Raw genomic sequence first — 24494 nt, 5'->3', positions numbered from 1 at the left:
ACCTCATCAGGAGTGGTGAAGTGGGGCATGGAAGATCGAGAAGGCAATTGCGGACATGTCATTGATTGTTGTTGTTGATGACCAGGGCAGCAACCAACGAATTTATTCGCGCCTTTCGAAGTTGGCGGGTGATGACGTTAACGTCAAAACCTTTGCGAGTCCGTTTCGTATGCTGGACTGGCTTGAAGAGGGCGAGCCGGACCTGATCATTACCGACTATAAAATGCCAGGAATGGACGGCGCCCAATTGACCAGGCGCTTGCGGGAAATGCCCAATTCCGCTGATGTGCCAATCATCGTTCTCACGGCATATGAAGATTTGAGCTTCCGCCTGATGGCGCTGGAGGCTGGCGCAACGGATTTTCTTCAGACCCCGGTCAATCACGAGGAATTTGTGAGCAGGGCTCGCAATTTTCTGCGCTTTCGCAGGCAGCAGCAAAGCGTGAAGCTGAAAGCGCAGGCGCTGGAACGCCGACTGCTGGATAGTGAATACTTCCGGCAGATTGCAGTGCGCGACAGCCGTGAGCAACTGGCGCAGGTTATTGATACGGTTCCCGCGCTGATCAGCGCCACCGACCGCGAGGAACGCTGCGTCTTCGTCAACGCCATGTTTGCGGTTTATGCCGGGCGAGATCCCGGCGCATGCGTGGGTTTGCCCGCTGCCTCGCTTTTGTCAGGCAATGACCGTGAACGTGCGGAGCAGGCGGAGCGGAGTGTTCTGACGCGTGGCTTGCCACAGCCACCTTATGAAGAGGTTATCCGCTCGCCAGATGGCAGTGAGCGGTTCTTTCTGACCACCAAGTCACCATTGCTCGATACCAATGCCAAGGTTGTCGGAGTGCTGACATCCTCGCTGGATATCAGCGAGCAGAAGATGGCGCATGAGCGCCTGCGTGAACTGGCTCTGCATGATGGTCTGACGGGTCTGCCAAACCGAACCTATCTCAGCAACCGTTTGCAGACATTGCTGATGCAGCGGGAAGTGGAAGGTCGGTTCAGCGCGTTGCATCTTCTGGACATTGACCGGTTCAAGACCGTCAATGACACGCTGGGCCATTACATTGGTGACCAGCTTTTGCAGATCATATCGCAGCGCCTCAAATTGCTGGTCAATGAAACAATTTCTCTGTCCAGACTGGGTGGCGATGAGTTTGCGTTCCTGCAGGAGAATATTTCCTGCGTGGAAGATGCCGAAACACTGGCCCGCCGGATTGTGGATGCACTTGCCGAGCCGGTTGATGTGGCGCGCCACCGCGTGAATGCCACCGCCAGCCTGGGCATTTCGCTGGTCGGCCCACATGGCAATGATGTGAATGAAATTCTGAAAAATGCTGATCTGGCGATGTATCAGGCAAAATCCGAAGGCCGCAACCGTTACAGCATTTTTACCACCAGTCTGCAGGACAGGATCAAGGAATCCTCTTTGCTGGAAGCGGCCATACGCGATGCGTTGAGCCAACAGCAATTTGTTCTTTACTACCAGCCACAGGTGGACATTGCGACGCAGCGGATTTCCGGAGTGGAAGCACTTATTCGCTGGATGCATCCGACGCGCGGTCTTTTGCCTCCTTCCGAATTTCTAAGCGTTGCCGAGGAAACCGGCCTGATTGCGCCAATTTCAGAATGGGTGCTGCGGGAAGCGTGCCGCCAGGCGCAGAACTGGCGTCAACTGGGCTTCGAAGATTTGTCCATGGCGGTGAACCTTGCTCCGGTACAATTCAACTATGACGACGTGCCAGCACTGGTTGCCACCATTCTGGCAGAGACCGGTTTGCCGCCCGCCAATCTGGAACTGGAACTGACCGAGAACACTTTCTTTGATCCTGAGCAGGACCAGCCCGGCCGTATGGAGCAGCTCCAGGAAATGGGCGTGCGCATGACCCTGGATGATTTTGGCACAGGCTATTCATCACTGCTCCGGGTGAAAATATTGCCGATCGACGCAATCAAGATCGACCGCGGTTTCCTCACCCATATACCGAGCAATGATGCCGATGCGGAAATCGTCAAAGCCATAATCCGCCTTGCTCACGGTTTGAAACTGCAGGTTGTTGCGGAAGGCGTTGAACGGCAGGAACAACTGGAATTTCTGCAGCAGCAGGGTTGCGAGTTTGCGCAGGGCTTTTTCCTGGGCAGGCCACTTGCTGCCGATGACTGCCTGAAAGCGCTGATCGCAAACAGGCGAGAGATAGCTGACAGTTTGTCGTAGCACTGAACCAATCAGGCAAATGCGCGTAGCTGTATTGCGTCCAAAATTTCAACAGAACAAAGAGATGGAACCGTTGTCGCTATTTTCGGTAAAACTGTGTAAAAATTTTGCAGCCGAAAATGTGAGCAGTCCAGCGGCCATTTCTACTATGAAGCGACCGAACGTGTGGTGAAAACATTAAAAGGATGGATGGCGTGGCTGCGAGCCCGCCCCGATCGGGAGCACGAGATCACGTTAAACCGTTTCGTCATTTCAGTGGCGATCCTGGTGTTTACGTTATTCCTCATGCCGGTCAGCGATACGGCATTTGCCGCACGGCTGATTGCGGTCATCTATCTGGTTTCAGGCACGCTCCTGCTTGTCCATCTGATCTGGCGTCCGGGCATTTCGCACGCCCGCCGTGTCATCGGCATGTTTGTCGATCTGATATTGCTGTCATGCGGTCTTTCTATCGGCGGTGAATCCGTTTCCATCCTCTATCCGTTTTATTACTGGATCGTCCTGGGTAACGGCTTTCGTTATGGCGAGTCCTATCTGTATCCGGCAACCGTTATTGCCGCGGTTGGATTTCTGGCTGTTGTGCTGGAATCGCCGTACTGGACTCACAACTACATGCTGGCCATTGGCCTTCTTGGCGGCGTGGTTGTGGTTCCGCTTTATGCGGCAACGCTGATACGCAGCCTTTCGCGTGCCAAGGAAATGGCTGAACACGCAAACCGTGCCAAATCAGCATTTCTGACCAGCGTCAGCCATGAGCTGCGCACGCCGCTGAACGCGATCATCGGTTCGGGTGATTTGCTGCGAGATACGACTTTGCGGCGTGACCAGCGGGAAATGGTCGAGATCATCCAGCTATCATCCAGCGCGCTGCTATCGCAGATCAACGACCTGATTGACCTGTCCAGCATCGAATCCGGTGAAATGAAGCTAAAGCCGGGGCGGCTTGATCTCATAGCGATGATGAGCGGAGTGCGCGATGTTGGCGCGGTGCAGGCCCGTGCCAAGGACATCCGGTTTCACCTGCACATAACACCGCGAACACCGGCATTTATTGAAGCCGATGAGCGGCGCATCCGCGAGATTCTGATCAATCTGATTGGCAATGCGATCAAGTTCACCGAGCAGGGCAGTGTCACCCTTTCTGCGGACGCATTAACCAGAGGTGGCCAGCAGTTTTTGTATCTGGAGGTCAGCGATACCGGCATTGGCATCGCAGATGAGGAAATCGACCGGATCTTTCTGCGGTTTACCCAGGCCAACAGCACCATTCTTAACCGATTTGGCGGCACAGGGCTTGGTCTGGCAATCGTGCAGGAACTGGTCAAGCTGCAGAATGGCAATATCGAGGTGCGCAGCCAGTTGGGGCAGGGCAGCAATTTTTCTCTCACCCTGCCAGTGGCGTTTCTGGAGGAGCCTGTTGATGAAGGCTCTCTGCTTTCGGAAACGAAGGCCATCATACTCGATCCGCTGAACGTCCTGCAGAACGAAACGCGTGAAAAACTTGCATCTCTCTGCGGACAGGTGGCAACATGCGCCACACCGGAACAGGTGATGACTCAGATCATCTTGCCTGCTCCGGATGAAATTCGACACCAGGTGGTTCTTCTCGCTGGTCTGGATCTGGCATGGCCCAATGGCATGTCGCCCGAAGATGCTGTTGAAACCCTGCGTGCGGCTTCGCCTGCCGGAATTTTCGGCATTGACATGGTCAGTGATGAACTTCCCTCGCACGCGGTGCGGCGTCTGGTTAAGTGCGTCATCGGCCGCGACGATCTGGAAATGGAGTTGAAGCGCGCAATGCGAATGACTGGTCGGGTACTGCAGGCAGCGGTCGCCTCACGGCCCGGAATTGTCAAACGTGAGCGCGCACTGCGCATTCTGCTGGCCGATGATAACCGGGTGAATCAAAAAGTTATTGGCCGGATCCTGGAGGCGGGAGGCCATTTTGTTACCATTGCAACAAATGGCATGGAAGCGGTTGATGCAATGGAGGCTGGCGGCATCGAGCTGGTGCTGATGGATCTGAATATGCCCGGCATGGATGGGCTGGAAGCAACCAAGCTTTATCGCATGATGGCTCTGGGTCAGGCGCATTTGCCCATTATTGGCCTTACGGCGGATGCAACAGCCTCGGCTGCTGAAAATGCCCTTGGGGCGGGAATGGATGCCTGTCTGACCAAGCCGGTCAATGGCCCGATTCTATTGGACCATATAGATGAGCTTTATGAGAAACATGCGCCGGCGGCGACTGCAGGTCAGCAACGCGCCGTTGCCGGTGCTGCCCCGAGCTGGCCTGTCGCTGCGGCGCCGCCGCCACCTCCACCGCCGATCCAATCCAATGATGGTGGTGGGCATGTGGATACCGCAATGTTGAAAAATCTGGAAACGCTCGGCGGACCATCTTTTGTTGCCGCAGTCATTTCTGACTTTTTGACCGATGGCAGCGCATTGCTTCTGGAAATGCGCGAGGTGGTCGAAGCCGGCGATGTTGCTGGCTACGCCGAGAAGGCGCACGCTCTGCAAAGCGGTGCCGGCAATATTGGCGTTCTCAAGGTTGCTGAGGATTGCAGAAACTGGCGGCCGAAATCAGCCGAGGATCTGATGGCAAGGGGACCGGCCGTTGTTGAAGGAATCGAGCGGGATTTTGAAACGGCCCGCTCGATTTTGCTTCGTCAACATGCACGTCGTCCACTTCTTATATCCGATCGGGAAGTTGATCGCTGAGCTTCCCGAAACATTGAAAGTGACTGCTTGCTGTTAGTGACCGCGGATTACTCTGCGGCCATAAGGGCTTCGTCGGTTTCCTGCTGGTTGATGTTGCAGCGACGGTCCTGTGCTGCGGCCAGACGTTCCATCTTGCGCAGATCGGTGGCGGTCAGGCGCATGGCGGCATCAACCCAGATGTCGGTTACATTGCGCAATTCCTGCAAGGTGATGCCTGCAACCTGATTGCGAGTCTGGAACACGGCCTGCATGGCGTTCTGCATACGCTTGTGGCGTGAAACATAGCTGCGCAACGCGGCTTCGCCCTGACCATCTTCTGCCAGAACATCAACCAGGCCAATCCGGTGCAGTTCTTCAGCCGTGTAGATTTTTCCGCTCATGATCATGCGTTCTGCTTCCAAAGCGCCGATTCTGCGCGCAATAAGGCTGTAAGCGCCCATTCCGGGAAATAGATTGAACAGAACTTCCGGCAGGCCAAACTTTGCACTGCGCTCTGCAACGATAACATTGCACGACAATGCAGTTTCAAAACCACCACCCAAAGCATCGCCCTGAACCAGCGCAACAGTGACAACAGGCTGGTTGTAGCTTGTGAGATTGTTCCAGACGATATCAACGCAAGCGTGTGCATAGGTGCGCAGCAGCAGCTTCTGCTTCTTGCGAACGGCGTCCGCAAACAGGCGCAAATCGCCACCGAGGTTGAAAATTCCCTCTGACCGGGATGCAACCACAAAGTACTTGAACGGAATTTCCTGACCTTCTTCCTGGGCATCAGCGGTCTTTGCTCGCAGGAAGGACTGCATGGCAGTAACGTCGCGCAAAAGTTCTGGCGTAACGCTTGGCCGGGACTGTGGTTGCAGGTGGCACCAGTAAATTCCCTCTTCCCGATCCAGCGAAAGATCAATATCGGAGTAAAGTGGCGTCCACTCATCGCGCTGCGGCAAACCGATGTCAGCGGAGGTAACGAAAGAGTGCGAAACTGGCTGTGGGAATTGGATGGTCATGGGAGGCTCCTGAATCTGGGGGAGAATTGCAACTTTGGTTGATTTAAGAACAATAATACACCGACCACAATCTCTTGTAACTGTTACGGGTATCAATTCTCTGGTGCTTGGGCTCATTCAATGTCGGTCTGGTCGTTCGGCGGATGTACCACCGAAAGTAGCTGGTATTTGTGAATGCATTGAAAAAACAGCGCGGCGACTGCAAGTAATGGTTGTGTAAAGACCGCCAAACGGACGAAAAAAATAAAATTTTAATTAGATTGCCAGCAATTTTGATTAAAAAGAAAATCTTGTCGGAGACAAAATGCCCACGCCATTGCAGGGACTTCGCGTTGTGGAACTCGCCAGAATTCTGGCCGGTCCATGGATAGGTCAAACGCTTGCCGATCTGGGGGCGGATGTGATCAAGGTCGAAAGCCCGGCCGGTGATGACACAAGAGGCTGGGGTCCACCCTTTGTTCAGGGTGTTGCCGGCGAAAACCTGGACGCGGCCTATTTCCACTCCTGCAACCGGGGCAAACGATCCGTTATTCTGGACTTCACCACCGAGCACGGGCAGGAGGCTGTTCGGCGATTGGTGGCGAACGCCGACGTGGTGATTGAGAATTTCAAACTGGGTGGCTTGAAGAAATACGGGCTGGATTATGAGAGCCTGGCGGCGATCAATCCGCGCCTGATCTATTGCTCCATCACCGGCTTTGGCCAAAGCGGCCCATATGCGCATCGTGCCGGCTACGATTACATTGTGCAGGGCATGAGCGGCATCATGGATCTGACGGGCGACCCGGAAGGCGAGCCGCAGAAAATGGGCGTAGCTTTTGCCGACATATTCACCGGGCTGTACGGTGTTATCGGCATCCAGGCCGCGCTGGCCCAGCGTGAGCGCACCGGCACCGGGCAGCATCTCGACCTCGCGCTTCTGGACTGCATGACAGGTGTTCTGGCCAATCAGGCCTTGAACTATCTTGTTTCGGGCCGTTCGCCCCATCGGCTTGGCAATGCGCATCCCAATATCGCTCCTTACCAGGTCTTCGAAGTGGAGGATGGTCACGTCATTCTTGCAGTGGGAAATGATAGTCAGTTTGCACGCATGTGTGGTCTGATAGGCGCTCGGGAACTTGCATCTGACCCGCAGTTCATTACCAATGCGGGGAGGGTGAACGATAGAGACCGCCTGACTGCCAGCCTGCGGCCATATATCGCAGGCTACCGGCGCGACGATTTTCTTACCCTCATGGAAGAAAATGGCATTCCGGCAGGCCCGATCAATACTGTGGAAGATGTTTTTGCCAATCCGCAGGTTCAGTGGCGGCAAATGCAGGTCAACGCGCAAAACGATGCCGCGGCTGGCGGAAGCGTGCCAGGCGTGCGCACACCGATCAGTTTTTCAAAAGCACAATTGGCATTGGAACGTGGCGCACCTGCCCTAGGTGAACACACAGAGCAGGTACTTGCTGAAATCGGCATGGGCGACAACCCGTCCGGTTAAAGCTTTCAATGTTGCAGGAGAGGCTTCCCTGCAGCACGAAGCTTCGCAGGTGAAGGAGCTGAACGGTTTTGCTGGTGCAATATTCTGGCGATATCTATACAGCTTCGCGTGCTTGAACGGATCGTTCGAGTGCTCAAAAATTTCTGCCATTGAATGCGCGGAACTCTTGCGGCTCAGCCCGCCTGCAGGAGCTCTGCCGCTTTGACGGTCCCGTATGTGTAAGGAGGCGCGGCAATAATGGATGATTCGAACCGCGAGCCTCGCGTGCAAGTGGAACGTCGTTCTCTTTATGATGCGGACGGCAATGTTGTACCGGCTTTCATTGACGCTGTTCGCCATGCGGTTGCAGATCATGACGCCGTGCAACTCAAGGCCGAAATTGAGGGTCTGCACGAGACCGAACTGGGTGAGGTGCTCGAGCACCTGACCACGGATGAGCGTAAGCGGCTCGTTGGCCTTATGGGCGGCGATTTCGATTATACGGCGTTGACCGAGGTGGACGAAGCAATCCGCCTTGAGATTATCGACGCAATGTCAAATGAGCGCATTGCCGAGGCAGTTTCGGAACTGGCGTCGGATGACGCTGTGTATATTCTGGAAGATCTGAGCGAGGGAGACCGCAACGAGATCCTGGAGCGTTTGCCGTTCCGGGAAAGGCTGCGGTTGCGCCGTGCGCTCGATTATCCTGATGAATCCGCCGGCCGTCGCATGCAGACGGAGTTCGTCGCAGTGCCGCCTTTCTGGACAGTAGGCCAGACCATCGACTACATGCGTGAGGATGACGACCTTCCGGAGACGTTCTCGGAAATTTTCGTCGTCGATCCTTCGTTCAAACTGCTCGGGGCGGTGGGTCTGCATGAAATTCTTCGGGCCAAGCGGCCAGAGAAGATCGATTCAATCATGCATCCCACCCGCCATGCCATTCCTGCGGAGATGGATCAGGAGGAGGCTGCCCAGATATTTGAGCAATATGATTTGCTCTCCGCGGCTGTTGTTGATGAAAACGAGCGGCTGGTCGGCGTTCTGACCATTGATGATATCGTCGACGTTATCCAGGAAGAGGCGGAAGAAGACCTCTTGCGGATGGGCGGCGTTGGCGATGAAGAGATCTCCGATACCGTTGTGACAGTAGCGCGCTCTCGCGTGGCCTGGCTGTTCGTGAACCTGTTTACGGCGTTTCTGGCGGCGTCGGTCATTGGGCTGTTTGATGGCACAATTGAACAAATGGTGGTGTTGGCCGCTCTGATGCCCATTGTCGCCTCCATGGGTGGGAATGCCGCGGCCCAAACCATGACGGTGACGGTGCGCGCCATCGCCACGCGGGACATCAACATACACAATTCCGGGCGCATCCTGCGGCGCGAGGTGCTTGTCGGGCTTTTGAACGGCACAGCAATCGCGCTGTTGATTGGCGGCGTCACATGGGCGTGGAGTGGCAATTTTGACCTGGGCGTGGTCATTGCTGTCGCCATGGTGGTGAATATGCTGGCTGCCTCGCTGGCGGGTCTTCTCATTCCACTTCTGCTCAACCGCGCTGGCGCAGACCCGGCCATTGCCTCCGCCGTGTTTGTCACAGCCATCACCGATGTCGTCGGCTTCTTAGGATTTCTGGGCCTGGCAAGCTGGTGGTTCGGCCTCATCTGATCATTCGAATTGACTTTTACGTAAATATTGGAAGAAAGATATTCGGGCCAACCGGAATTGAGGCCATGAGGGATTACTACAGCATAACAGAGCTGACGCGGGAGTTTGGCATCTCCACGCGGACCATTCGCTTCTACGAAGACGAGGGGCTGATTTCGCCTATACGTCGTGGGCGCACACGGCTTTTCCGGCATTCAGACCGCCAATTGCTCAAGAACATCTTGCGCGGCAAACGTCTCGGCTTTTCCATTGCGGAAATTCGCGAGATCATGGGCATGTATCGCTCACCGCCCGGTGAAGCTGGGCAACTGCGCGCTATCATTCGCAAGGTCAATCTGCGCCGTGCCGAACTTGAGCAGAAGCGCCGGGATATTGATGATCTGTTAAGCGAGCTTGAACAGACCGAAGAGGCTTGCTTAACCAGAATGGCCGAGCTGGGAATATCGCCAACGGCATAATATCAAGGGCTTAGGGGATTGTTTTGGCAGAACAGGTGAGGATTTTCTCTTCAAACAGTTGCAGCTTTTCGCCGCTGATTGAATTGGCAAGATAAGCCTCCAGAAGATTTGTTCCAGCAATTTCACCGGCAACGCAGCCACAATATTGCTGGCAGATTTGCGCATCCTGTCCCTGGTTGCCGCAGACAGTCTGGCATTCACTGACAAATTCCTGCGTTCTGTCTGGCGGAAAAACAGCCGCATAGGTGCCTATCAAAGCCAGCGAGACCGGCTGATGAAGCAGATAGAACGCCAGTGAGTGGCGGCCTATCCAGCGCAGAGGGGAAAACGCTCCCGTGGAAAGAATAGCAGGGTTGAGAGCCTTAAGGCGCAACCAACCGCCGGTTTTGCCAAGCCACTGGCCAGCGGCAATGCCCAGCAACACAATCCCCGTCCAGGGAAACACGGGTACAATGTCGTTGGAAAAGGGTTCACGAGCCGCAAAGCCGATCCATGCAAGATAGCGCGGGTTCATGAGATCTGTGCTGAACAGATTTGGCAAAGCAATGACAACGAGGCCCGAGATCAGGGTGATCCCGAAAGGCAGGCGCAGAAAAAAAAGTCCGATCAGGCTGGCAATGGCGATTTGATGCAGTATGCCAAAAAACACGAAACTGTTTGGCATGATGATGTAGGTAACAACAGTTATCGTGAGGGCGGCTGCCACGATTTGCGCCAGACGCTTGAGAAAACCCGGCCAGTGCAGGCCGCGCATATTGGCCAGCACCAGAGACATGCCGACAATCAGCAAAAAGCTGGACGCAATGCCTCGCGCGAAAAGTCGCCATGCGCCGGAATTGGCCGTGCCACTCGCTACATAGCCGAAAAATTCCAGATCCCAGGTGAAATGGTAAATGGCCATAGCCACCAACGCCACGCCACGCGTGAGGTCCAGCACTTCGATGCGGCCACGTTTGGCTTGCTGCTTTTCAACCATTCCGACTCTATCCTGTTGCGCTTCTTGTCATGGCCTGACTTCGGCCCGGGTTCAATAGGATGTGTTCGTCACCCTCGGACCAGCATTGCCCACTAATAAGTGGTCAATTGCCCGGCAACATTGAGCCATCGAGATCATGTTTTTCGTTCTGTCCAAAATCTTCTGGTATCTGGTGCAACCGCTTGTGGTGGTTCTTCTGGCGTTGGCGGTTGCGTTCGTACTGCTGTTGCTGGGCAAGCAAAGACTGGCGGCAACTTTCCTTGGCGGTGGTCTGGCGCTTCTGGCGGTTCTGTCGCTGACGCCGCTTGGCCTGTTGATGATGAGCCCACTGGAAAATCGGTTTCCACAGCCAGAGCTTCCTGACAACATTGCTGGCATCATTGTGCTGGGCGGCGCGTTGGACACAAGGGTGGCCAGCACGCGCAGCGAGCCGGAGCTGAATGATGCTGCAGACCGGATAACGGCCGGGGTGACCCTGGCTCGGCTCTATCCCGAGGCGCGGCTGATCTTTTCCGGTGGTTCGGCAGAGTTGCTGACGACGGACATCGCCGAGTCCGTGGTGGCCGGGCAACTCTTCGCTGATCTGGGGCTGGAAGGCGAGCGCCTGATTTTGGAAGATCAATCACGAGATACGTTCGAAAATGCCAGATTCACGAAGGCACTGGCAAAACCGGAGAAGGGCGACGTCTGGGTTCTTGTCACTTCCGCTTATCATATGCCCCGTTCGGTTGGCAGTTTCCGGCAGGCCGGATTTGATGTGCTGCCATATCCGGTGGACTATCGAACACCGTCCGGGCCAAAAGTCTGGCAGCCTTCCAGTGCCAGCATCCGCAATGTGGAAAAGGTCCATTTCAGCATTCGCGAATATATTGGCCTTGCCGCCTACTGGCTGACGGGGCGGACAAACGCACTGTTTCCCGCGCCTTGATTCAAGGATTGCTGGTTGGGTGAGTGGCTCCCAGAGAGCGGCGCGCTGGCGAGAAATATTGCCGGTGAATCAACATGATGCACAGTATCACAGTGGTTATCATCAGCACTTCCGGGCCGAGAAACCAGCCAAGATACGCAATGCCGAAAAAAATGGAACGCAGGCCTGAGTTGAAGCTTCTTCCGGCAATGATGTTCATATGTGTTGCACGTTCGATGGCCAGATCGGCCGCGCTGGAATCCGCATCTGCTTCCATGCGCATTGGTACGGCACCTATGAGTATCGAGCAGTAGTTGAAAAGGCGGTAGGCCCAACCGAACTTGAAAAATGCATGGGCAAAAATCATCATCAACCCCAGCAGTTTCAGCTCAACAAGCCCGCGATCCCGAATGCCATCCAACGGCAGATCACTGGCGATAATCGCAATTTGCTCGGCAGATCCCATCAATGCAAAGCAGCCACCAATGGCAAAGATGCAGCTCGAAGCAAAGAAACCGGTGCCCTGTTGAAGCCCGGCCATGATGGCGGTGTCGATCATTCGCAGGTCGCGCCGCAAAAGGGTTTGCATCCACACCTTTCGCTGCTGGTTCATTTGATAGGTCAGGCCAAGCTTTGAAAGGCGACTGTGGTCGACGACCAATGTGTAGATTGCCCAAACGGCGATGAAAAAGCCGAATGCTACAGCATTGCTGACGTCCAGATAGTTCAGAAAGGTCATGTCGTCCCGCCCGGTCGCCTGTCGCATGTCATCTGATCAGTCGATCAGATGACACATTTTCACAATTCGCATTGTCGCATTGTCCGGCAGTTGAAACATGAACGTTCCAACGGGAAATGCTCCGCGCCCTAACAATACCGGCTTGACCGAAGAAGGCCACAGCGGCAAGAACATGTCATGAGTTTACACATTATAAAGTTGTGTGTCGGGGTGGAAACGGTTGAAGACCTTGAGGCCTATGTGGCCGAAAGGCTTGAACTGGCGCGTCGGTCTGGCCAAGCTGCCGAGCAGAGCCACGTTACCCGCATGACGCCACGCCGAACGGCGGAGGTTCTGGACGGCGGTTCGCTTTATTGGGTGATAAAAGGGCAGGTGCAATTGCGGCAGCCGATATTGCGGCTGGACGAATTTGTCGATGCCGAGGGAATAGACCGCTGTCGTATTGTGCTGGATCCGGTGTTCATTCGTACACGCTGGCAGCCGCGCAGGCCTTTTCAAGGATGGCGTTACCTGAAGCCGGAAGATGCGCCGCCGGATATCGCGGCCGAGGATGACTGGTCAACCACCATGCCGCCGCAACTGCAGCGCGAACTCGCGGATTTGGGGCTCCTGTAACAGAACCCGTATTGCTACTTGAGCTTAAGCGAAACCGAGTGGCCACCAAGCGGCGAGCCGACACGTATACGAATGCTTGCCACCGGCTGCGATGCGCGCCAGGCCCGTGCGCCATGGCACAGAAGCAGGCTGACCAGATCTTTGGCACGCAGGCGTGACCAGCCGTCGCGATGCTCTTTCAAATGTTCCGCCGCATCCTGCAAAAACAACGAAGAGTTCGCATTTTTCGGCGAATTCAACCCTTGGTTGTGTTTTTGGGTAAGCGAATTTGTATCGGCCGTCAGCATGATAAGACCTCTAAATCTGGCAGTGGCAGCGACTGGTCAAAAATTAATTAGCGACTGAATAACAGGCGAATGAGCGGCTTCTCAAAGCCGTGCAGGCATCATCAGCTTCTGCCTGGGTTGAAAAACCGGCAAAGCGTGCGCGATAGAGTGTTTCGGGGCCACTGGAGACGACTTCCGTCAGCGCCTGCGCATTGGCCAGGACATTTCCGGTCTGTTGCCGAGCCTCGTTCAACATCGCAATGGCCGTTGACTTGGCGGGCGTGGAAGCAATCTGCACCATCCAGCCGCTGGACTGGGCGACAGAGCCGGTTGGACGAGCGTCCAGCGAGGCCGATGGAATTGCAGCGGGTGGCCGTGGCGCGTTGGGTATTGAAGCGCGCGGTATCGGTGCAGTTGGCAAGGAAGGCCGACGTGCTGCCGGTGATGGCGCAACAGTTTCCGGCGCCAGGGCATTTGCCGTTGGGACTGTCAGGCGCTGTGCCGGAGCCCGCTGGTTCAGAGCATTGCGCAATGCATCCTGCCCGATAGCTGGGCGGCTGGCCGGGGCTGCGATGGCCTGGTTGACAGCGCCAGCGGCATTGGAGCCATAGGCAGAGGCAACCCGGGCATCGATGGAGGCTGCCCGCATGGTTGGTACCGGGACCCTGTCTGGCAAGGCTGCAACGGTGCGACGTCCGGCAGACGGTGCTGCACCTTTGCCACCCGGTGTCCACGATGCAATCAGAGGTCCGCTTTTGCGGGTGGTTGCCTGCGGCAGATATTCCTTGATCAGCTCTGCCATATGGGCATCACGTGTTGCGCCGGTGCGCCCACCCATGACCACGGCAACCAGCCGTTTGTTACCGGTGGAAACGGACGATACAAGATTGTAGCCGGAGGCGTTGATGTAACCGGTTTTGATGCCATCCACTCCTGCAATACGGCCCAGCAGGCGATTGTGTCCGCGAATGGTCTGGCCGCGGAAGTTGAAGGAGGAGGCAGAGAAATATTTGTAATACTGCGGGAAATGCTCACGCAGAGAAATGCCCAGCGTTGCCATGTCGCGTGCGGTGGTGGACTGGCCAGGGTTGGGCAGGCCATGCGGGTTGCGAAATGTGGTGCGCGACATGCCAAGACCGCGAGCCTTGGCTGTCATCATTTCAGCAAAGCGGGCTTCACTTCCACCAAGATATTCTGCAATGACCGCTGATGCATCGTTGGCAGAGCGGGTGATAAGTCCGTAGATGGCCTCTTCCACGGACAGTGTGCTGCCGGCCCGTACGCCCAGCTTGGTCGGCGGGCGAGAAGCGGCAAAGGCCGAAACCTTCATGGGGGTGGAAAGCTTCGCACGCCCGGTCTCAAGTGCCTCGAACATCATGTAAAGCGTCATCATCTTCGTCAACGAGGCAGGGTAACGCTTGTCATCCGCATAGCGGTTGAACAGCACCTTGCCATTGTTGGCATCAATAACGAATGCCGCGTATTTTTCATTGGCAGCAGCCTGTTGGCCCATAGAGCCGAGAGCAAGGCCTGTACCTAAAGCCGCAATGCCGATGCAGCGGGTGAAACCTTTGAAGACTGATGTCAGACGCAAACGAAAAGATGGCACGTTTGAGGCTCTCTTGCTTTGAGTGGCGAATCGCCGATTCCCCGGAAGGAATGGCAATTTTGCAACGGGTCTTCCCCAACCGTAGCCGCGGAGCCTTACCAATCCGTTTATGGTTGCTGATTTCTTGTCTTCAAATTGAATCATTATTCAGGCGGTTACCAACAACCGGTAATTGGTCAAGTTTGGCGCAGTGCAGCATGACTTGCAATAAATTGTGCAATGCAATATATTGGGGCCAATGAAGAAGACGGGCTTCTTCGATGGTAATAAAAATGGGGAGTGGAGCATGACCATTATCGACGAGACCGGCCGCGTTGGCAAAGAAGCTGTTGATGGCACGTTGAAGTCAGTTTCGGCTGTAACCAAGGGTTTTCAGCAGCTGGCAGCGGAAACAACCGACTTCACAAAGCGCTCGTACGAGCAGTCTGCACAGCATTTTGAAAAGCTGAGCCAGACACGCACGCTTGATAAGGTGATTGAGCTGCAGTCGGATTTTGCCAAATCGGCATATGAAAACTGGGTGTCGCAGGCCACCAAGGTCGGCGAGATCTACAGCGAAATCGCCAAGGAAAGCGTCAGGCCTTTCGAGGGCCTGTTTGCCGGCTTCAAAAATGTGGATCCTTTCAAGGCATCCTGATTTTTCAGGCAAGCGGTCTCCTGATCACCTTCAGGGGTGGCTGACCTGGCTTTGTCAAATGACCCCGACCGTCCGGTCGGGGTTTTTTTATGTCCGATTGGCTCTTGCGCTTGTGAAAAATCGGCGCAAGCTTCAATCAGGTGAAAAAATCCTGGCTGAATGCAATAGCTGTTTCGTCAGCTCCCTTAAAATGACGACAGCAGCCATTACATAGCAGTCTATGACGGTGGCAGTGAGAATGACCAAATTGCAGATTCAGAGGCATAGCAGTCCGCAACGGCTTCAGTCCGGGCAGGAGGATGGTGGCGATACCGATCGCGGCACCTCTGTCATTACGCGTACGAAAACCAAGACACAGCGGCCAAGTCTTTACAGAGTGTTGCTTCTGAATGACGATTACACTCCTATGGAGTTTGTCGTGCATGTGCTGGAACGCTTCTTCCAGAAGGATCAGGAGGCAGCGACGGTGATTATGCTGCATGTGCACAAGCATGGTGTCGGTGAATGTGGTGTCTACACGTATGAGGTCGCGGAAACCAAGGTCACACAGGTCATGGATTTTGCCCGTCAGCATCAGCATCCGCTGCAATGCGTGATGGAAAAGAATTGAGGTGAAACTTGCCGACATTTTCCCAAAGTCTCGAAAGATCGCTTCATCAGGCTCTGACCTTCGCCAATGAGCGTCAGCAGGAGTTCGCAACGCTGGAGCATTTGTTGCTTGCGTTGCTGGAAGACAGCGACGCGGCGGCGGTCTTGCGCGGTTGCAGCGTTGATATGGTGACGCTGCGCCGGGTCCTGATCGAATATATTGATACGGAACTGGCAAATCTGGTGACGAGTCATGAAGAGGACTCAAAGCCGACTGCCGGTTTTCACCGCGTTATTCAACGCGCGGTCATTCATGTGCAATCATCCGGGCGTGATGAGGTTACCGGCGCAAACGTTCTGGTTGCCATTTTCGCTGAACGTGAAAGCCATGCGGCGTTTTTCCTGCAGGAGCAGGAAATGACGCGCTATGATGCGGTTAATTTTATTTCCCATGGAATCTCCAAGCGTCCCGGCGGCGCCGAAAGCCGAACTGTTCGCGGAACCGAGGACGAGCAATCGACAATGGGCCAGGCACAGGATGAGGACGGGCGCCGTAAGGAAAAGCAGGATGCGCTGACTGCTTATTGCGTAAACCTGAACGAAAAAGCGCGAACCGGGCGCATTGACCCGTTGATTGGTCGTGCCGAGGAAATCAACCGCACCATCCAGGTGCTCTGCCGCCGGTCCAAAAACAACCCGCTTTATGTGGGCGACCCGGGTGTGGGCAAAACGGCAATTGCCGAAGGTTTGGCAAAGCGCATTGTTGAGGGCGACGTGCCCGAGGTGCTTGCGGATGCCACCATATTCTCGCTGGATATGGGGACGCTTCTGGCCGGCACTCGCTATCGCGGCGATTTTGAAGAACGTCTGAAACAGGTGGTCAAGGAGCTGGAAGATTATCCTGGCGCCGTGCTGTTCATTGATGAAATTCACACCGTCATTGGCGCTGGGGCAACATCCGGCGGAGCGATGGACGCTTCCAACCTGTTGAAACCTGCCTTGTCATCCGGGGCCATTCGTTGCATTGGATCAACGACCTACAAAGAGTATCGCCAGTTCTTCGAGAAGGACAGGGCGCTGGTCCGTCGTTTCCAGAAAATTGACGTCAAAGAACCCAGCATTGAAGATGCCGTTTCCATCCTGAAGGGGTTGAAGCCGTATTTCGAAGAGTTCCACCACGTCAAATTCACCAATGATGCCATTCGCTCTGCAGTTGAACTGTCCGCTCGCTATATCAACGATCGCAAATTGCCGGATAAGGCGATTGATGTGATTGACGAAAGTGGGGCATCGCAAATGCTTTTGCCGGAATCCCGGCGCAAGAAGCAAATCGGCGTCAAGGAAATCGAGGCTACCGTTGCCACCATGGCGCGCATTCCGCCCAAATCGGTTTCCAAAGACGATGAAGCGGTCTTGCACAACCTGGATGCCCAGCTCAAGCGGGTTGTTTATGGCCAGGATGCTGCAATCGACAGTCTGACATCAGCGATCAAGCTTTCGCGTGCCGGGCTGCGTGAGCCCGAAAAGCCAATTGGCAGCTATCTGTTCTCCGGACCGACGGGTGTGGGTAAAACCGAAGTCGCCAAGCAATTGGCTTCGGCGCTTGGCATCGAGCTGCTGCGTTTCGACATGTCGGAATATATGGAGCGTCATACCGTTTCCCGGTTGATCGGCGCGCCGCCCGGCTATGTCGGTTTCGATCAGGGTGGTCTGCTGACAGATGGTGTGGATCAACACCCGCATTGCGTGTTGTTGCTGGATGAGATCGAAAAAGCCCATCCAGACCTGTTCAACATTTTGTTGCAGGTCATGGATCACGGCAAGCTGACCGATCACAATGGCAAACGAATTGATTTTCGCAATGTCATATTGATCATGACCACCAATGCCGGTGCATCTGAAGCCCAAAGGGCGGCAATCGGCTTCCACACCAATCGTCGCACGGGCGACGATGTGGAGGCGATCAATCGGTTGTTTACACCGGAATTTCGCAATCGACTGGATGCGATAATTCCGTTTGGCGCTCTGCCGACTCCGGTAGTGCATGATGTTGTGCAGAAATTCGTCATGCAGTTGGAAGCCCAGCTTTCAGACCGCGGCGTTACGTTTGACCTGGCACCGGAAGCCATCAAGTGGCTGGCTGAAAAAGGCTATGATGAAACTATGGGTGCACGCCCGCTGGGTCGTGTCATTCAGAAATACATCAAAACGCCTTTGGCGGACGAGGTGTTGTTTGGCAAGCTGAAGCGCGGCGGAACCGTGAAAGTGACTGTGGCTAAAGGTGAAAACGGCGTTGCAGAGCTGAAGCTGGAAGCCATTGCCGACCAGCCACTGCCAAAAGCGCGTAAAAACGCCGAGCCGAAATCACGCAAAGGCAAGGCAGCGCCGGCGGCCAGTGACGAGGCGCTGGATTTTGACAATGACGGTGATGTTGCTCTGGCACCACCGCCCAAAGCTGAGTCCCGGCAGACCAAACAGTCCCGGCGATCGGGCACGGTGCCGAAGGTGCCGCGCAAGCCGGAGTAGAAGCATCGCTGACAGCTCAAGGGCCGGAGATCAATGTCTCCGGCCCTTTTTCCATGGTGAGAGCTTCGGGCAAAGATTCTGAAATCCAGCGCGCATCTGCTTTCCATCGGGTTACAAAAATGCTCTAACTCTGGTTGTAGCATCTTCGGACCTTTATTGCCGTGTTCTCGCGTCTCAATCTGGACAGCAACTCCAATCTCTACTGGCTTTTGCGCGGCATGTCGGGCATTGCCAGCGTTCCGGCGATTATCCTGACCATTTCCATGATCGGCTTTACAGGCCTGGCGCGGGAGGCTGGGCTGGACTGGATGCAAACCACCTTCATGGTGTTTTCAATCTGGGCGCTGCCGGCCAAAATCATCATCGTGGGTTCCATCGCCGCCGGGCTTTCATTGCCTGCCGTTGCGCTGGCTGTTTGCCTGTCTTCCATGCGGCTTATGCCGATGATCGTTTCCCTGATGCCGGAACTGCGCACACCGCAAACGAGCAAATGGAAACTGATTGTCCTCTCACACTTCATCGCCATTACATGCTGGGTGTTTGCGATGGAAAACCTGCGCTATGCGCCAAGGGAAAAGCGACTGGTGTTTTTCGCCGGTTTTGCATTGACGCTGAATTTCCTCAATCTGGTCGTTGTCGCATCGGCCTTTCATCTTCTGGGTCAGTTTCCGCCACTGGTAACGGCTTCGCTGGCCTTCCTGACGCCGGTCTATTTCCTCATGTCATTGTTTGGCTCTGCCCGTGAACATGCTGGAAAATATGGTTTATTCATTGGAATGGCCTTGTTGCCCATAGCGCATTGGATTGCGCCGGATCTGGACATTCTCGTGGCAGGCATTGCAGGGGGCATCCTGGCGTTTGCCGCCGGGAAAATGGCTGAAAAACGAGATTCCGCGGCATGACTGAATGGACGTTTTTCAGCTATGGCGTGCCGTGGTGGCCTTACCTGTTCATTCTTCTGGCAGGCTGGCTGCCAACGGATATCTGGCGCTTTCTGGGCGTTGTTTCGTCCGGGCGGATATCTGAAACTTCACCCGCGATTGCGCTTGTGCGGGCTATCGCCACGGCGCTGGTGGCGGCGGTGATAGCTCGCCTGGTGCTCTATCCTGGCGGTACTTTGGAAGCCATTCCCATGATTGCGCGCGTCGGCGCAGTGGCAGGCGGTTTTGCAGCTTACCTGTTGTTTCGTCGCAGCGTTATTCTGGGAATCATCGCCTCACAATGCGTGCTGCAATTTGGTGCCTGGTGGGCTGGTCTCATCTGACCTTTCACGAAGGCGCTTCAAAAGCTGTCCGGATAAGGTCGGCCTGGGCCGACAGTTCGCCAAAATCTGCCATTTTTCCAGCGTGGGATGTCAGGTCCTTACCCGCATAGATTGGCACTATATGGATATGCAGGTGGAAAACCGTTTGGCCCGCCGGTTCCTCATTATACTGCTTCACAACTATTCCGTCGGCATGCATGGCCTGTTTGACCGCCCGTGCAAGCCTTGACGTCAGCGGCAGCAGAGTTGCAAGCGTTTCTCCATCGGCATCCAGCAAGTTGCGCGACGCGGCTTTTGGAATGACAAGGCAATGCCCCGGAGACTGTGGCATGACATCCATGATGGCAATGGCTTCCGGCAGATCAAAAAGTTTGATGCTCGGAATTTCACCCCGCAGAATCCGCGCAAATATATTGTCGTCCTGATAGGCCGCCATGTCTTTTTCCATCTGTTGACCAGCTCTCAACCTGAGCCGGATTCGTCGATGCCATTTTTGCGGAATGGCGCATGATCCGCAAGCAATTCGCTGATGCGGCTGACATCTCTTCGCTCTCGTTCCAGGTAATTGGCAACTGCCTGTTTCAAGCCTGGATGGGCAATATAGTGAGCGGAATGCGTTGTTACCGGCTCGTAACCGCGTGCCAGCTTGTGGTCGCCTTGGGCGCCTGCCTCGACAATGCTGATGCCATTGGCCAGCGCAAACTCGATGGCTTGATGATAGCAAAGCTCAAAATGCAGATAGGGGTGGTGTTCGATGCAACCCCAATATCTGCCGTAGAGCCTGTCTGCGCCAATAAAATTCAGGGCTCCGGCAATATAGCGGCCGTCACGACGCGCCATCACCAGCAGAATACGATCCGCCAGTCTTTCGCTGACAAGGCTGAAAAACTGGCGATTCAGATAGGGTCGGCCCCATTTGCGACTGCCGGTATCCATGTAGAATCTGTAAAAGGCGTCCCACGCGTTCTCGGTTAAACTCTTGCCTGTCAGCAACTCGATCTGAATATCGTTCTGCAGTGCCTCCCGGCGCTCACGCTTCAAAGCCTTGCGTTTTCGCGATGCCAGACTGTCAAGAAATTCCGAATAGTTGCGGTAACCAAGATTTCGAAAATGAAACTGCTGGTCTATGCGGTGCAGAAAACCCTGTTCAACCAAGGCTGTCAGATCGCCTTGCTCCAGAAATGTGGCATGGGCAGAGGAAACGCCGGTTGTGGTGACATAGCTTTTGATCGCGCTTGCCAATAGAGGCTTTAAAGCGTCATTTCCGATGCCGGTTAGAAGTCGCGGCCCCGTGGCCGGGGTGAAGGGAACGGATATCTGCAGCTTGGGGTAATAGTCCACTCCGGCACGTTCCAGCGCATCTGCCCAGCCCTGGTCAAACACATATTCACCCTGGCTGTGGCTTTTCAGATAGGCAGGTGCGGCGCCGCAGAGCTGACCGTTTACCTCCAGCAGAAGATGCTGCGGCAGCCAGCCGGTGCGTTCATCGACACAACCGGAATCTTCCAGAGACTTCAAAAATGCATGGTGCAGAAACGGATTGCCCTGCCACTGATCCTCCCGATCGGAACTGATCCCGGCAAGTGCATTCCATGCTTCCGCACTGATGTCATCAATGGAATTGACAACCCTGACAATGGCCGTCGGCTGATCTGACTCGTCTTTTAAGTCCGTCGTTTCGGCCATTTAAATTCCATAATTGCTTTAGGAATGCGGCGTAAACCCTTCAAAAGTAATCTGATCTGCAAAGGGTCGACTTCGGTCTGCTTCTTCCTGATTGCGCACTGTCCAACATATGACGGGTAAATGGCGATCCTGCCGGACATGTTCAATGAACATGTTTGGCAAGTGGTGGACATTGTAGGAAACAAACGAGCAGCCCAGGTTCAGAACCGCCATATGCTGCTCAAGACATTCCGGCCGCAGGCTTTCTGCTACCAGACCCACAGGAAATGGCAGTTCCGCGGCCAGTGCCTGCTCAATCAGCCAGCGGTCGAAAGACATCAACGCCAGTGGACCATCATATCCCGCCAGAACGGGTGCCAGATTCGATACAAAGGCGCCGTCTGCCTTTTGGTCCGTTCCCTTGATCTCCACCACCAGAGGCACGCGCCCTCGGGTCATTGCCAACAGGTTGGCCAGGGTGTCGATGCGGTCATCCGTCCCGGCCAGTTTCAGATTTGCAAGTTCCAGCGACGTTTTGCCCGATACCAGAGCATCCACCCCTGTCAGGCGTTGCAGATCATTGTCGTGGAAAACCACCGGCACGCCATCGGCGGCGATGTGAACATCGCACTCAATGGCGTAACCGGCGTCTATGGCAGCACGAAATGCCGAGGCGGAATTTTCTGCCACGCTGCCATTTCCGTCGTGCAAACCGCGATGAGCGATAGGACGACGGGTTACATGCGCCAGAACTGACGCTATGTCAGATTGATCAGGCAATCTCGAACACCGCCTCGATTTCAACCGCGGCATCCATCGGCAAAGCTGATACGCCGACTGCGGAACGCGAATGCTTGCCGGCATCGCCCAGAATTTCGACCAGAAGGTCGGATGCGCCGTTTGCAACCTTGTGCTGATCCGTAAAGGCAGGATCACTTGCCACAAAGACCGTGATCTTCAGCAGACGTTTTACACGGCCGAAATCGCCACCCAATGCAGCCTGAGTTTGCGCCAATATGTTCAAGGCGCAATGGCGCGCCGCTTCCAGCCCCTGCTCAAGCGATACCGTGGAGCCAAGTTTTCCGGTTACGGCAATCTTGCCGTCTGCCATTGGCAATTGCCCGGAAGTTTGCAGAATATTGCCGTAGGTCACGTAGGAGACATAATTGGCTGCAGGTGTTGCTGCTGGGGGCAGGGTCAGGCCTTTTGCGGCCAGGCGGCTTTCGATTGACAAGGTCATGAAGACTCCGGCTGTTGTTTGCATATCAATAAGCGGTGGCAGCGGGTTTTCGCAAGATAGCCGGCACCACTGTCGTCAATGGGGGACTCCAGAATGCCGTATCGCCATATCAGCTCAGTGATTCTGGCAATGGCCACTCTGATGTCCAGTGCGCACGCAGCATGGCTGCGCCCACATCAGGCGGTTTACGATCTTTCTCTCGCAACGCAAACAGATGAAATCATCGCGGTGGAAGGGCGAATCGCCTACACGCTGAAGGCCGCAACCTGTGATGAATATGAGATCGATTATCGGTTTGCTGCGCGCTTTCACCAGCAGGATGAATCCACGCTGACAGATCAGCGAACGCTTTCAAAGGAAAGCGACGGGGGAAACAAATTCGATTTCGAGATCCACACATTTGTCGACGGTCAGGATCAGGGCATCGTCAAGGGAACGGCAATCAACGAGGCTGACAGCACTGCGGTGGCCATGGTTGAGCCGGTGCAGCGCAAGTTTGAACTACCGCTTTCCAGATTTCCGCTTGCGCATACCAGTGACCTGATTTCACGCGCGCAAAAGGGCGAACGGTTCGTGGAAAGCCGATTGTTTGATGGGGATGTCGAGGCGGAAAAGCTGGTGACAACCACATCCGTCATTCTGCCGGCAGCACCGGGGCGCGAGGAAACCGTCAAGAACCTTAAATCCTGGAGAATTGACGAATCCTATTTCAACAATGACAGCAATGAAAACGGCATGCCCGTGTTTCGTGCACGCTATCGCCTGTATGAAAACGGTGTGTCCGATGAAATGCGCCTGGATTTCGGTGATTATGAGCTTAAGGGAAAGCTGTCGGATCTGACCTATCTCAACGGTCCTGCATGCTAGAGGGTGGCGGGCTCACAGCTCCAGGTTCCGGCACGTCACCAACACGCTGCTTTTAGGCCTTGCTCCGCCGGTCCAGCGGTTTTGCTGCAATGGTAAACGCTTCGGGATGCTTTCTTGCTTTCCGGGCATAATTGTTGTAATGGCCGGTCCATTCCACACACGGAAGTCGGGTTCGGTGCCGGTTTTGCTGGTGCTCTTCCCTCCGGTGGCAGGTTTTTTCCTGCTTCGTTCCGTGGAGGCTAACCGGTTAAAGGACGATCGATATGGCTTTGCCAGATTATTCAATGCGCCAGCTGCTTGAGGCAGGCGTGCACTTCGGGCACCAGACACACCGCTGGAACCCACGTATGGCGCCTTACATCTTTGGTGCGCGCAACAACATCCACATTCTTGACCTTGGTCAGACAGTGCCTTTGCTGCACCGTGCGTTGCAGGCTGTGTCCGACACGGTTGCCCGCGGCGGTCGCGTGCTGTTCGTCGGCACGAAGCGTCAGGCATCGGAAATCGTGGCAGATGCGGCAAACCGTTCGGCGCAGTACTACGTCAATTCTCGTTGGCTCGGCGGAATGCTGACCAACTGGAAGACCATTTCCAATTCCATTCAGCGTCTTCGCAAGCTGGACGAGCTGCTTGCCGGTGAAGCACATGGCTTTACCAAGAAAGAGCGTCTGACCCTGCAGCGTGAGCGCGACAAGCTTGATCGCGCTTTGGGCGGCATCAAGGACATGGGCGGCGTTCCTGACCTGATCTTCATCATCGACACCAACAAGGAGTCGATTGCAATTGATGAAGCCAAGCGTCTGCACATTCCGGTTGTTGCGGTTGTCGACTCGAACAGTGATCCGTCTCGCATTGATTTCCCGGTTCCGGGCAATGACGACGCAGCGCGCGCAATTTCACTCTATTGTGACCTGATCGCACGTTCGGCCGTAGACGGCATCGCGCGTCAGCAGGGTTCCATGGGCGTTGATATTGGCGCCATGGAAGAAGCTCCGGTTGAGCCTGCGCTGGCTGACGCGGCAGAGGTTGCTCCTGAGGGAGACGGACAAAGCGCCGCTGCCTAATTC

The 24494-nt window shown here is 55.1% G+C and carries 23 protein-coding genes; 14 read left to right on the top strand and 9 right to left on the bottom strand.

What is annotated here, in order from left to right:
• Positions 1-55 precede the first annotated feature (55 nt).
• The gene (locus tag FPY71_RS08405; protein ID WP_149299561.1) at positions 56-2209 is read left to right on the top strand and encodes a two-component system response regulator; all 2154 of its coding nucleotides are present in this window, start codon (positions 56-58) and stop codon (positions 2207-2209) included.
• A 189-nt stretch (positions 2210-2398) separates the two neighbouring features.
• A complete protein-coding gene (locus FPY71_RS08400) occupies positions 2399-4933 on the top strand; it encodes an ATP-binding protein (RefSeq protein WP_149299560.1) in 2535 nt (844 codons plus the stop codon).
• Positions 4934-4980: 47 nt separating this feature from the next.
• Here the strand turns inward: FPY71_RS08400 and FPY71_RS08395 are convergent, their stop codons facing one another.
• The gene (locus tag FPY71_RS08395) at positions 4981-5937 is read right to left on the bottom strand and encodes a crotonase/enoyl-CoA hydratase family protein (RefSeq protein ID WP_149299558.1); all 957 of its coding nucleotides are present in this window, start codon (positions 5935-5937) and stop codon (positions 4981-4983) included.
• Between the two features lie 304 nt (positions 5938-6241).
• On the opposite strand from FPY71_RS08395, the gene FPY71_RS08390 reads away from it, so the two are divergent.
• The 3 genes from FPY71_RS08390 to FPY71_RS08380 all read left to right on the top strand — a co-directional run bounded on the left by FPY71_RS08390 (position 6242) and on the right by FPY71_RS08380 (position 9528).
• Complete coding sequence (locus FPY71_RS08390) at positions 6242-7426, top strand: CaiB/BaiF CoA transferase family protein (RefSeq protein WP_149299556.1); 1185 nt, start codon at positions 6242-6244, stop codon at positions 7424-7426.
• 237 nt (positions 7427-7663) lie between these two features.
• Positions 7664-9070: a magnesium transporter gene (gene mgtE / locus FPY71_RS08385; RefSeq protein ID WP_149299554.1), complete on the top strand. Its 1407-nt coding sequence runs from the start codon at positions 7664-7666 to the stop codon at positions 9068-9070.
• A gap of 65 nt (positions 9071-9135) precedes the next feature.
• Positions 9136-9528, top strand: coding sequence for a MerR family transcriptional regulator (locus FPY71_RS08380; RefSeq protein ID WP_149299552.1), 393 nt, complete (start codon positions 9136-9138; stop codon positions 9526-9528).
• Between the two features lie 10 nt (positions 9529-9538).
• On the opposite strand, the gene FPY71_RS08375 is transcribed toward FPY71_RS08380, so the two are convergent.
• Positions 9539-10504: a heparan-alpha-glucosaminide N-acetyltransferase gene (locus FPY71_RS08375; protein ID WP_149299551.1), complete on the bottom strand. Its 966-nt coding sequence runs from the start codon at positions 10502-10504 to the stop codon at positions 9539-9541.
• 136 nt (positions 10505-10640) lie between these two features.
• Here FPY71_RS08375 and FPY71_RS08370 point away from each other — a divergent pair, with 136 nt between their 5' ends.
• Positions 10641-11432, top strand: a complete 792-nt coding sequence (locus tag FPY71_RS08370) for a YdcF family protein (RefSeq protein ID WP_149299549.1) — start codon at positions 10641-10643, stop codon at positions 11430-11432.
• Position 11433: 1 nt separating this feature from the next.
• On the opposite strand, the gene FPY71_RS08365 is transcribed toward FPY71_RS08370, so the two are convergent.
• Entirely contained in the window at positions 11434-12177 is a 744-nt protein-coding gene (locus FPY71_RS08365) for a DUF599 domain-containing protein (RefSeq protein WP_246160222.1), read from the bottom strand.
• A gap of 150 nt (positions 12178-12327) precedes the next feature.
• Here FPY71_RS08365 and FPY71_RS08360 point away from each other — a divergent pair, with 150 nt between their 5' ends.
• Positions 12328-12765: a DUF1489 family protein gene (locus FPY71_RS08360; protein ID WP_149299547.1), complete on the top strand. Its 438-nt coding sequence runs from the start codon at positions 12328-12330 to the stop codon at positions 12763-12765.
• A gap of 14 nt (positions 12766-12779) precedes the next feature.
• On the opposite strand, the gene FPY71_RS08355 is transcribed toward FPY71_RS08360, so the two are convergent.
• A complete protein-coding gene (locus tag FPY71_RS08355) occupies positions 12780-13052 on the bottom strand; it encodes a hypothetical protein (protein WP_149299545.1) in 273 nt (90 codons plus the stop codon).
• 43 nt (positions 13053-13095) lie between these two features.
• Positions 13096-14640, bottom strand: a complete 1545-nt coding sequence (locus FPY71_RS08350) for a serine hydrolase (RefSeq protein WP_425457871.1) — start codon at positions 14638-14640, stop codon at positions 13096-13098.
• Between the two features lie 286 nt (positions 14641-14926).
• Here FPY71_RS08350 and FPY71_RS08345 point away from each other — a divergent pair, with 286 nt between their 5' ends.
• The 5 genes from FPY71_RS08345 to FPY71_RS08325 all read left to right on the top strand — a co-directional run bounded on the left by FPY71_RS08345 (position 14927) and on the right by FPY71_RS08325 (position 19655).
• Positions 14927-15277 carry a phasin family protein gene (locus FPY71_RS08345; protein ID WP_149299543.1) on the top strand — a complete coding sequence of 117 codons (351 nt, stop codon included), beginning with the start codon at positions 14927-14929 and terminating at the stop codon, positions 15275-15277.
• A 238-nt stretch (positions 15278-15515) separates the two neighbouring features.
• Positions 15516-15887 carry an ATP-dependent Clp protease adapter ClpS gene (gene clpS / locus FPY71_RS08340; RefSeq protein ID WP_149299541.1) on the top strand — a complete coding sequence of 124 codons (372 nt, stop codon included), beginning with the start codon at positions 15516-15518 and terminating at the stop codon, positions 15885-15887.
• Between the two features lie 8 nt (positions 15888-15895).
• Positions 15896-18391 carry an ATP-dependent Clp protease ATP-binding subunit ClpA gene (clpA, locus tag FPY71_RS08335; protein ID WP_149299539.1) on the top strand — a complete coding sequence of 832 codons (2496 nt, stop codon included), beginning with the start codon at positions 15896-15898 and terminating at the stop codon, positions 18389-18391.
• Between the two features lie 161 nt (positions 18392-18552).
• Positions 18553-19293 carry an AzlC family ABC transporter permease gene (locus tag FPY71_RS08330; RefSeq protein ID WP_246160210.1) on the top strand — a complete coding sequence of 247 codons (741 nt, stop codon included), beginning with the start codon at positions 18553-18555 and terminating at the stop codon, positions 19291-19293.
• Entirely contained in the window at positions 19290-19655 is a 366-nt protein-coding gene (locus FPY71_RS08325) for an AzlD domain-containing protein (RefSeq protein WP_149299538.1), read from the top strand. Before FPY71_RS08330 ends, FPY71_RS08325 begins: the two co-directional genes overlap by 4 nt.
• Before the next feature lie 4 nt (positions 19656-19659).
• On the opposite strand, the gene FPY71_RS08320 is transcribed toward FPY71_RS08325, so the two are convergent.
• Genes FPY71_RS08320 through FPY71_RS08305 form a run of 4 tightly spaced genes read right to left on the bottom strand, consistent with a single transcriptional unit; the run spans position 19660 to position 22560 of the window.
• Positions 19660-20091 (bottom strand): HIT family protein, encoded by a 432-nt coding sequence (locus FPY71_RS08320; protein WP_149299536.1) that lies wholly within the window; start codon positions 20089-20091, stop codon positions 19660-19662.
• 26 nt (positions 20092-20117) lie between these two features.
• Positions 20118-21341: a GNAT family N-acetyltransferase gene (locus FPY71_RS08315; protein WP_149299534.1), complete on the bottom strand. Its 1224-nt coding sequence runs from the start codon at positions 21339-21341 to the stop codon at positions 20118-20120.
• Between the two features lie 18 nt (positions 21342-21359).
• Complete coding sequence (locus FPY71_RS08310) at positions 21360-22100, bottom strand: glycerophosphodiester phosphodiesterase family protein (protein ID WP_246160208.1); 741 nt, start codon at positions 22098-22100, stop codon at positions 21360-21362.
• Positions 22093-22560, bottom strand: coding sequence for a RidA family protein (locus FPY71_RS08305; RefSeq protein WP_149299531.1), 468 nt, complete (start codon positions 22558-22560; stop codon positions 22093-22095). Before FPY71_RS08305 ends, FPY71_RS08310 begins: the two co-directional genes overlap by 8 nt.
• A 93-nt stretch (positions 22561-22653) precedes the next feature.
• Here FPY71_RS08305 and FPY71_RS08300 point away from each other — a divergent pair, with 93 nt between their 5' ends.
• Together FPY71_RS08300 and rpsB are read left to right on the top strand one after the other, a co-directional pair.
• The gene (locus tag FPY71_RS08300) at positions 22654-23427 is read left to right on the top strand and encodes an EipB family protein (protein ID WP_188052271.1); all 774 of its coding nucleotides are present in this window, start codon (positions 22654-22656) and stop codon (positions 23425-23427) included.
• Positions 23428-23690: 263 nt separating this feature from the next.
• Positions 23691-24491: a 30S ribosomal protein S2 gene (gene rpsB, locus FPY71_RS08295; protein ID WP_149299527.1), complete on the top strand. Its 801-nt coding sequence runs from the start codon at positions 23691-23693 to the stop codon at positions 24489-24491.
• The last annotated feature ends 3 nt before the right edge of the window (positions 24492-24494 follow it).

Origin of the sequence: Aureimonas fodinaquatilis (genome assembly GCF_008369445.1) — a bacterium.
Classification (GTDB): domain Bacteria; phylum Pseudomonadota; class Alphaproteobacteria; order Rhizobiales; family Rhizobiaceae; genus Aureimonas; species Aureimonas fodinaquatilis.
This window is presented reverse-complemented; position numbering and strand designations above follow the sequence as displayed.

What these genes read in the sequence shown, in the direction of transcription:
- FPY71_RS08400 (WP_149299560.1), top strand. Translation starts at nt 2,399, where the DNA reads ATGGCGTGGCTGCGAGCCCGCCCCGATCGGGAGCACGAGATCACGTTA.
- mgtE (WP_149299554.1), top strand. Translation starts at nt 7,664, where the DNA reads ATGGATGATTCGAACCGCGAGCCTCGCGTGCAAGTGGAACGTCGTTCT.
- clpS (WP_149299541.1), top strand. Translation starts at nt 15,516, where the DNA reads ATGACCAAATTGCAGATTCAGAGGCATAGCAGTCCGCAACGGCTTCAG.
- FPY71_RS08360 (WP_149299547.1), top strand. Translation starts at nt 12,328, where the DNA reads ATGAGTTTACACATTATAAAGTTGTGTGTCGGGGTGGAAACGGTTGAA.
- FPY71_RS08395 (WP_149299558.1), bottom strand. Translation starts at nt 5,937, where the DNA reads ATGACCATCCAATTCCCACAGCCAGTTTCGCACTCTTTCGTTACCTCC.
- FPY71_RS08380 (WP_149299552.1), top strand. Translation starts at nt 9,136, where the DNA reads ATGAGGGATTACTACAGCATAACAGAGCTGACGCGGGAGTTTGGCATC.
- FPY71_RS08375 (WP_149299551.1), bottom strand. Translation starts at nt 10,504, where the DNA reads ATGGTTGAAAAGCAGCAAGCCAAACGTGGCCGCATCGAAGTGCTGGAC.
- rpsB (WP_149299527.1), top strand. Translation starts at nt 23,691, where the DNA reads ATGGCTTTGCCAGATTATTCAATGCGCCAGCTGCTTGAGGCAGGCGTG.
- FPY71_RS08345 (WP_149299543.1), top strand. Translation starts at nt 14,927, where the DNA reads ATGACCATTATCGACGAGACCGGCCGCGTTGGCAAAGAAGCTGTTGAT.
- FPY71_RS08325 (WP_149299538.1), top strand. Translation starts at nt 19,290, where the DNA reads ATGACTGAATGGACGTTTTTCAGCTATGGCGTGCCGTGGTGGCCTTAC.
- FPY71_RS08370 (WP_149299549.1), top strand. Translation starts at nt 10,641, where the DNA reads ATGTTTTTCGTTCTGTCCAAAATCTTCTGGTATCTGGTGCAACCGCTT.
- FPY71_RS08315 (WP_149299534.1), bottom strand. Translation starts at nt 21,341, where the DNA reads ATGGCCGAAACGACGGACTTAAAAGACGAGTCAGATCAGCCGACGGCC.
- FPY71_RS08365 (WP_246160222.1), bottom strand. Translation starts at nt 12,177, where the DNA reads ATGCGACAGGCGACCGGGCGGGACGACATGACCTTTCTGAACTATCTG.
- FPY71_RS08305 (WP_149299531.1), bottom strand. Translation starts at nt 22,560, where the DNA reads ATGACCTTGTCAATCGAAAGCCGCCTGGCCGCAAAAGGCCTGACCCTG.
- FPY71_RS08300 (WP_188052271.1), top strand. Translation starts at nt 22,654, where the DNA reads ATGCCGTATCGCCATATCAGCTCAGTGATTCTGGCAATGGCCACTCTG.
- FPY71_RS08355 (WP_149299545.1), bottom strand. Translation starts at nt 13,052, where the DNA reads ATGCTGACGGCCGATACAAATTCGCTTACCCAAAAACACAACCAAGGG.
- FPY71_RS08405 (WP_149299561.1), top strand. Translation starts at nt 56, where the DNA reads ATGTCATTGATTGTTGTTGTTGATGACCAGGGCAGCAACCAACGAATT.
- FPY71_RS08320 (WP_149299536.1), bottom strand. Translation starts at nt 20,091, where the DNA reads ATGGCGGCCTATCAGGACGACAATATATTTGCGCGGATTCTGCGGGGT.
- FPY71_RS08390 (WP_149299556.1), top strand. Translation starts at nt 6,242, where the DNA reads ATGCCCACGCCATTGCAGGGACTTCGCGTTGTGGAACTCGCCAGAATT.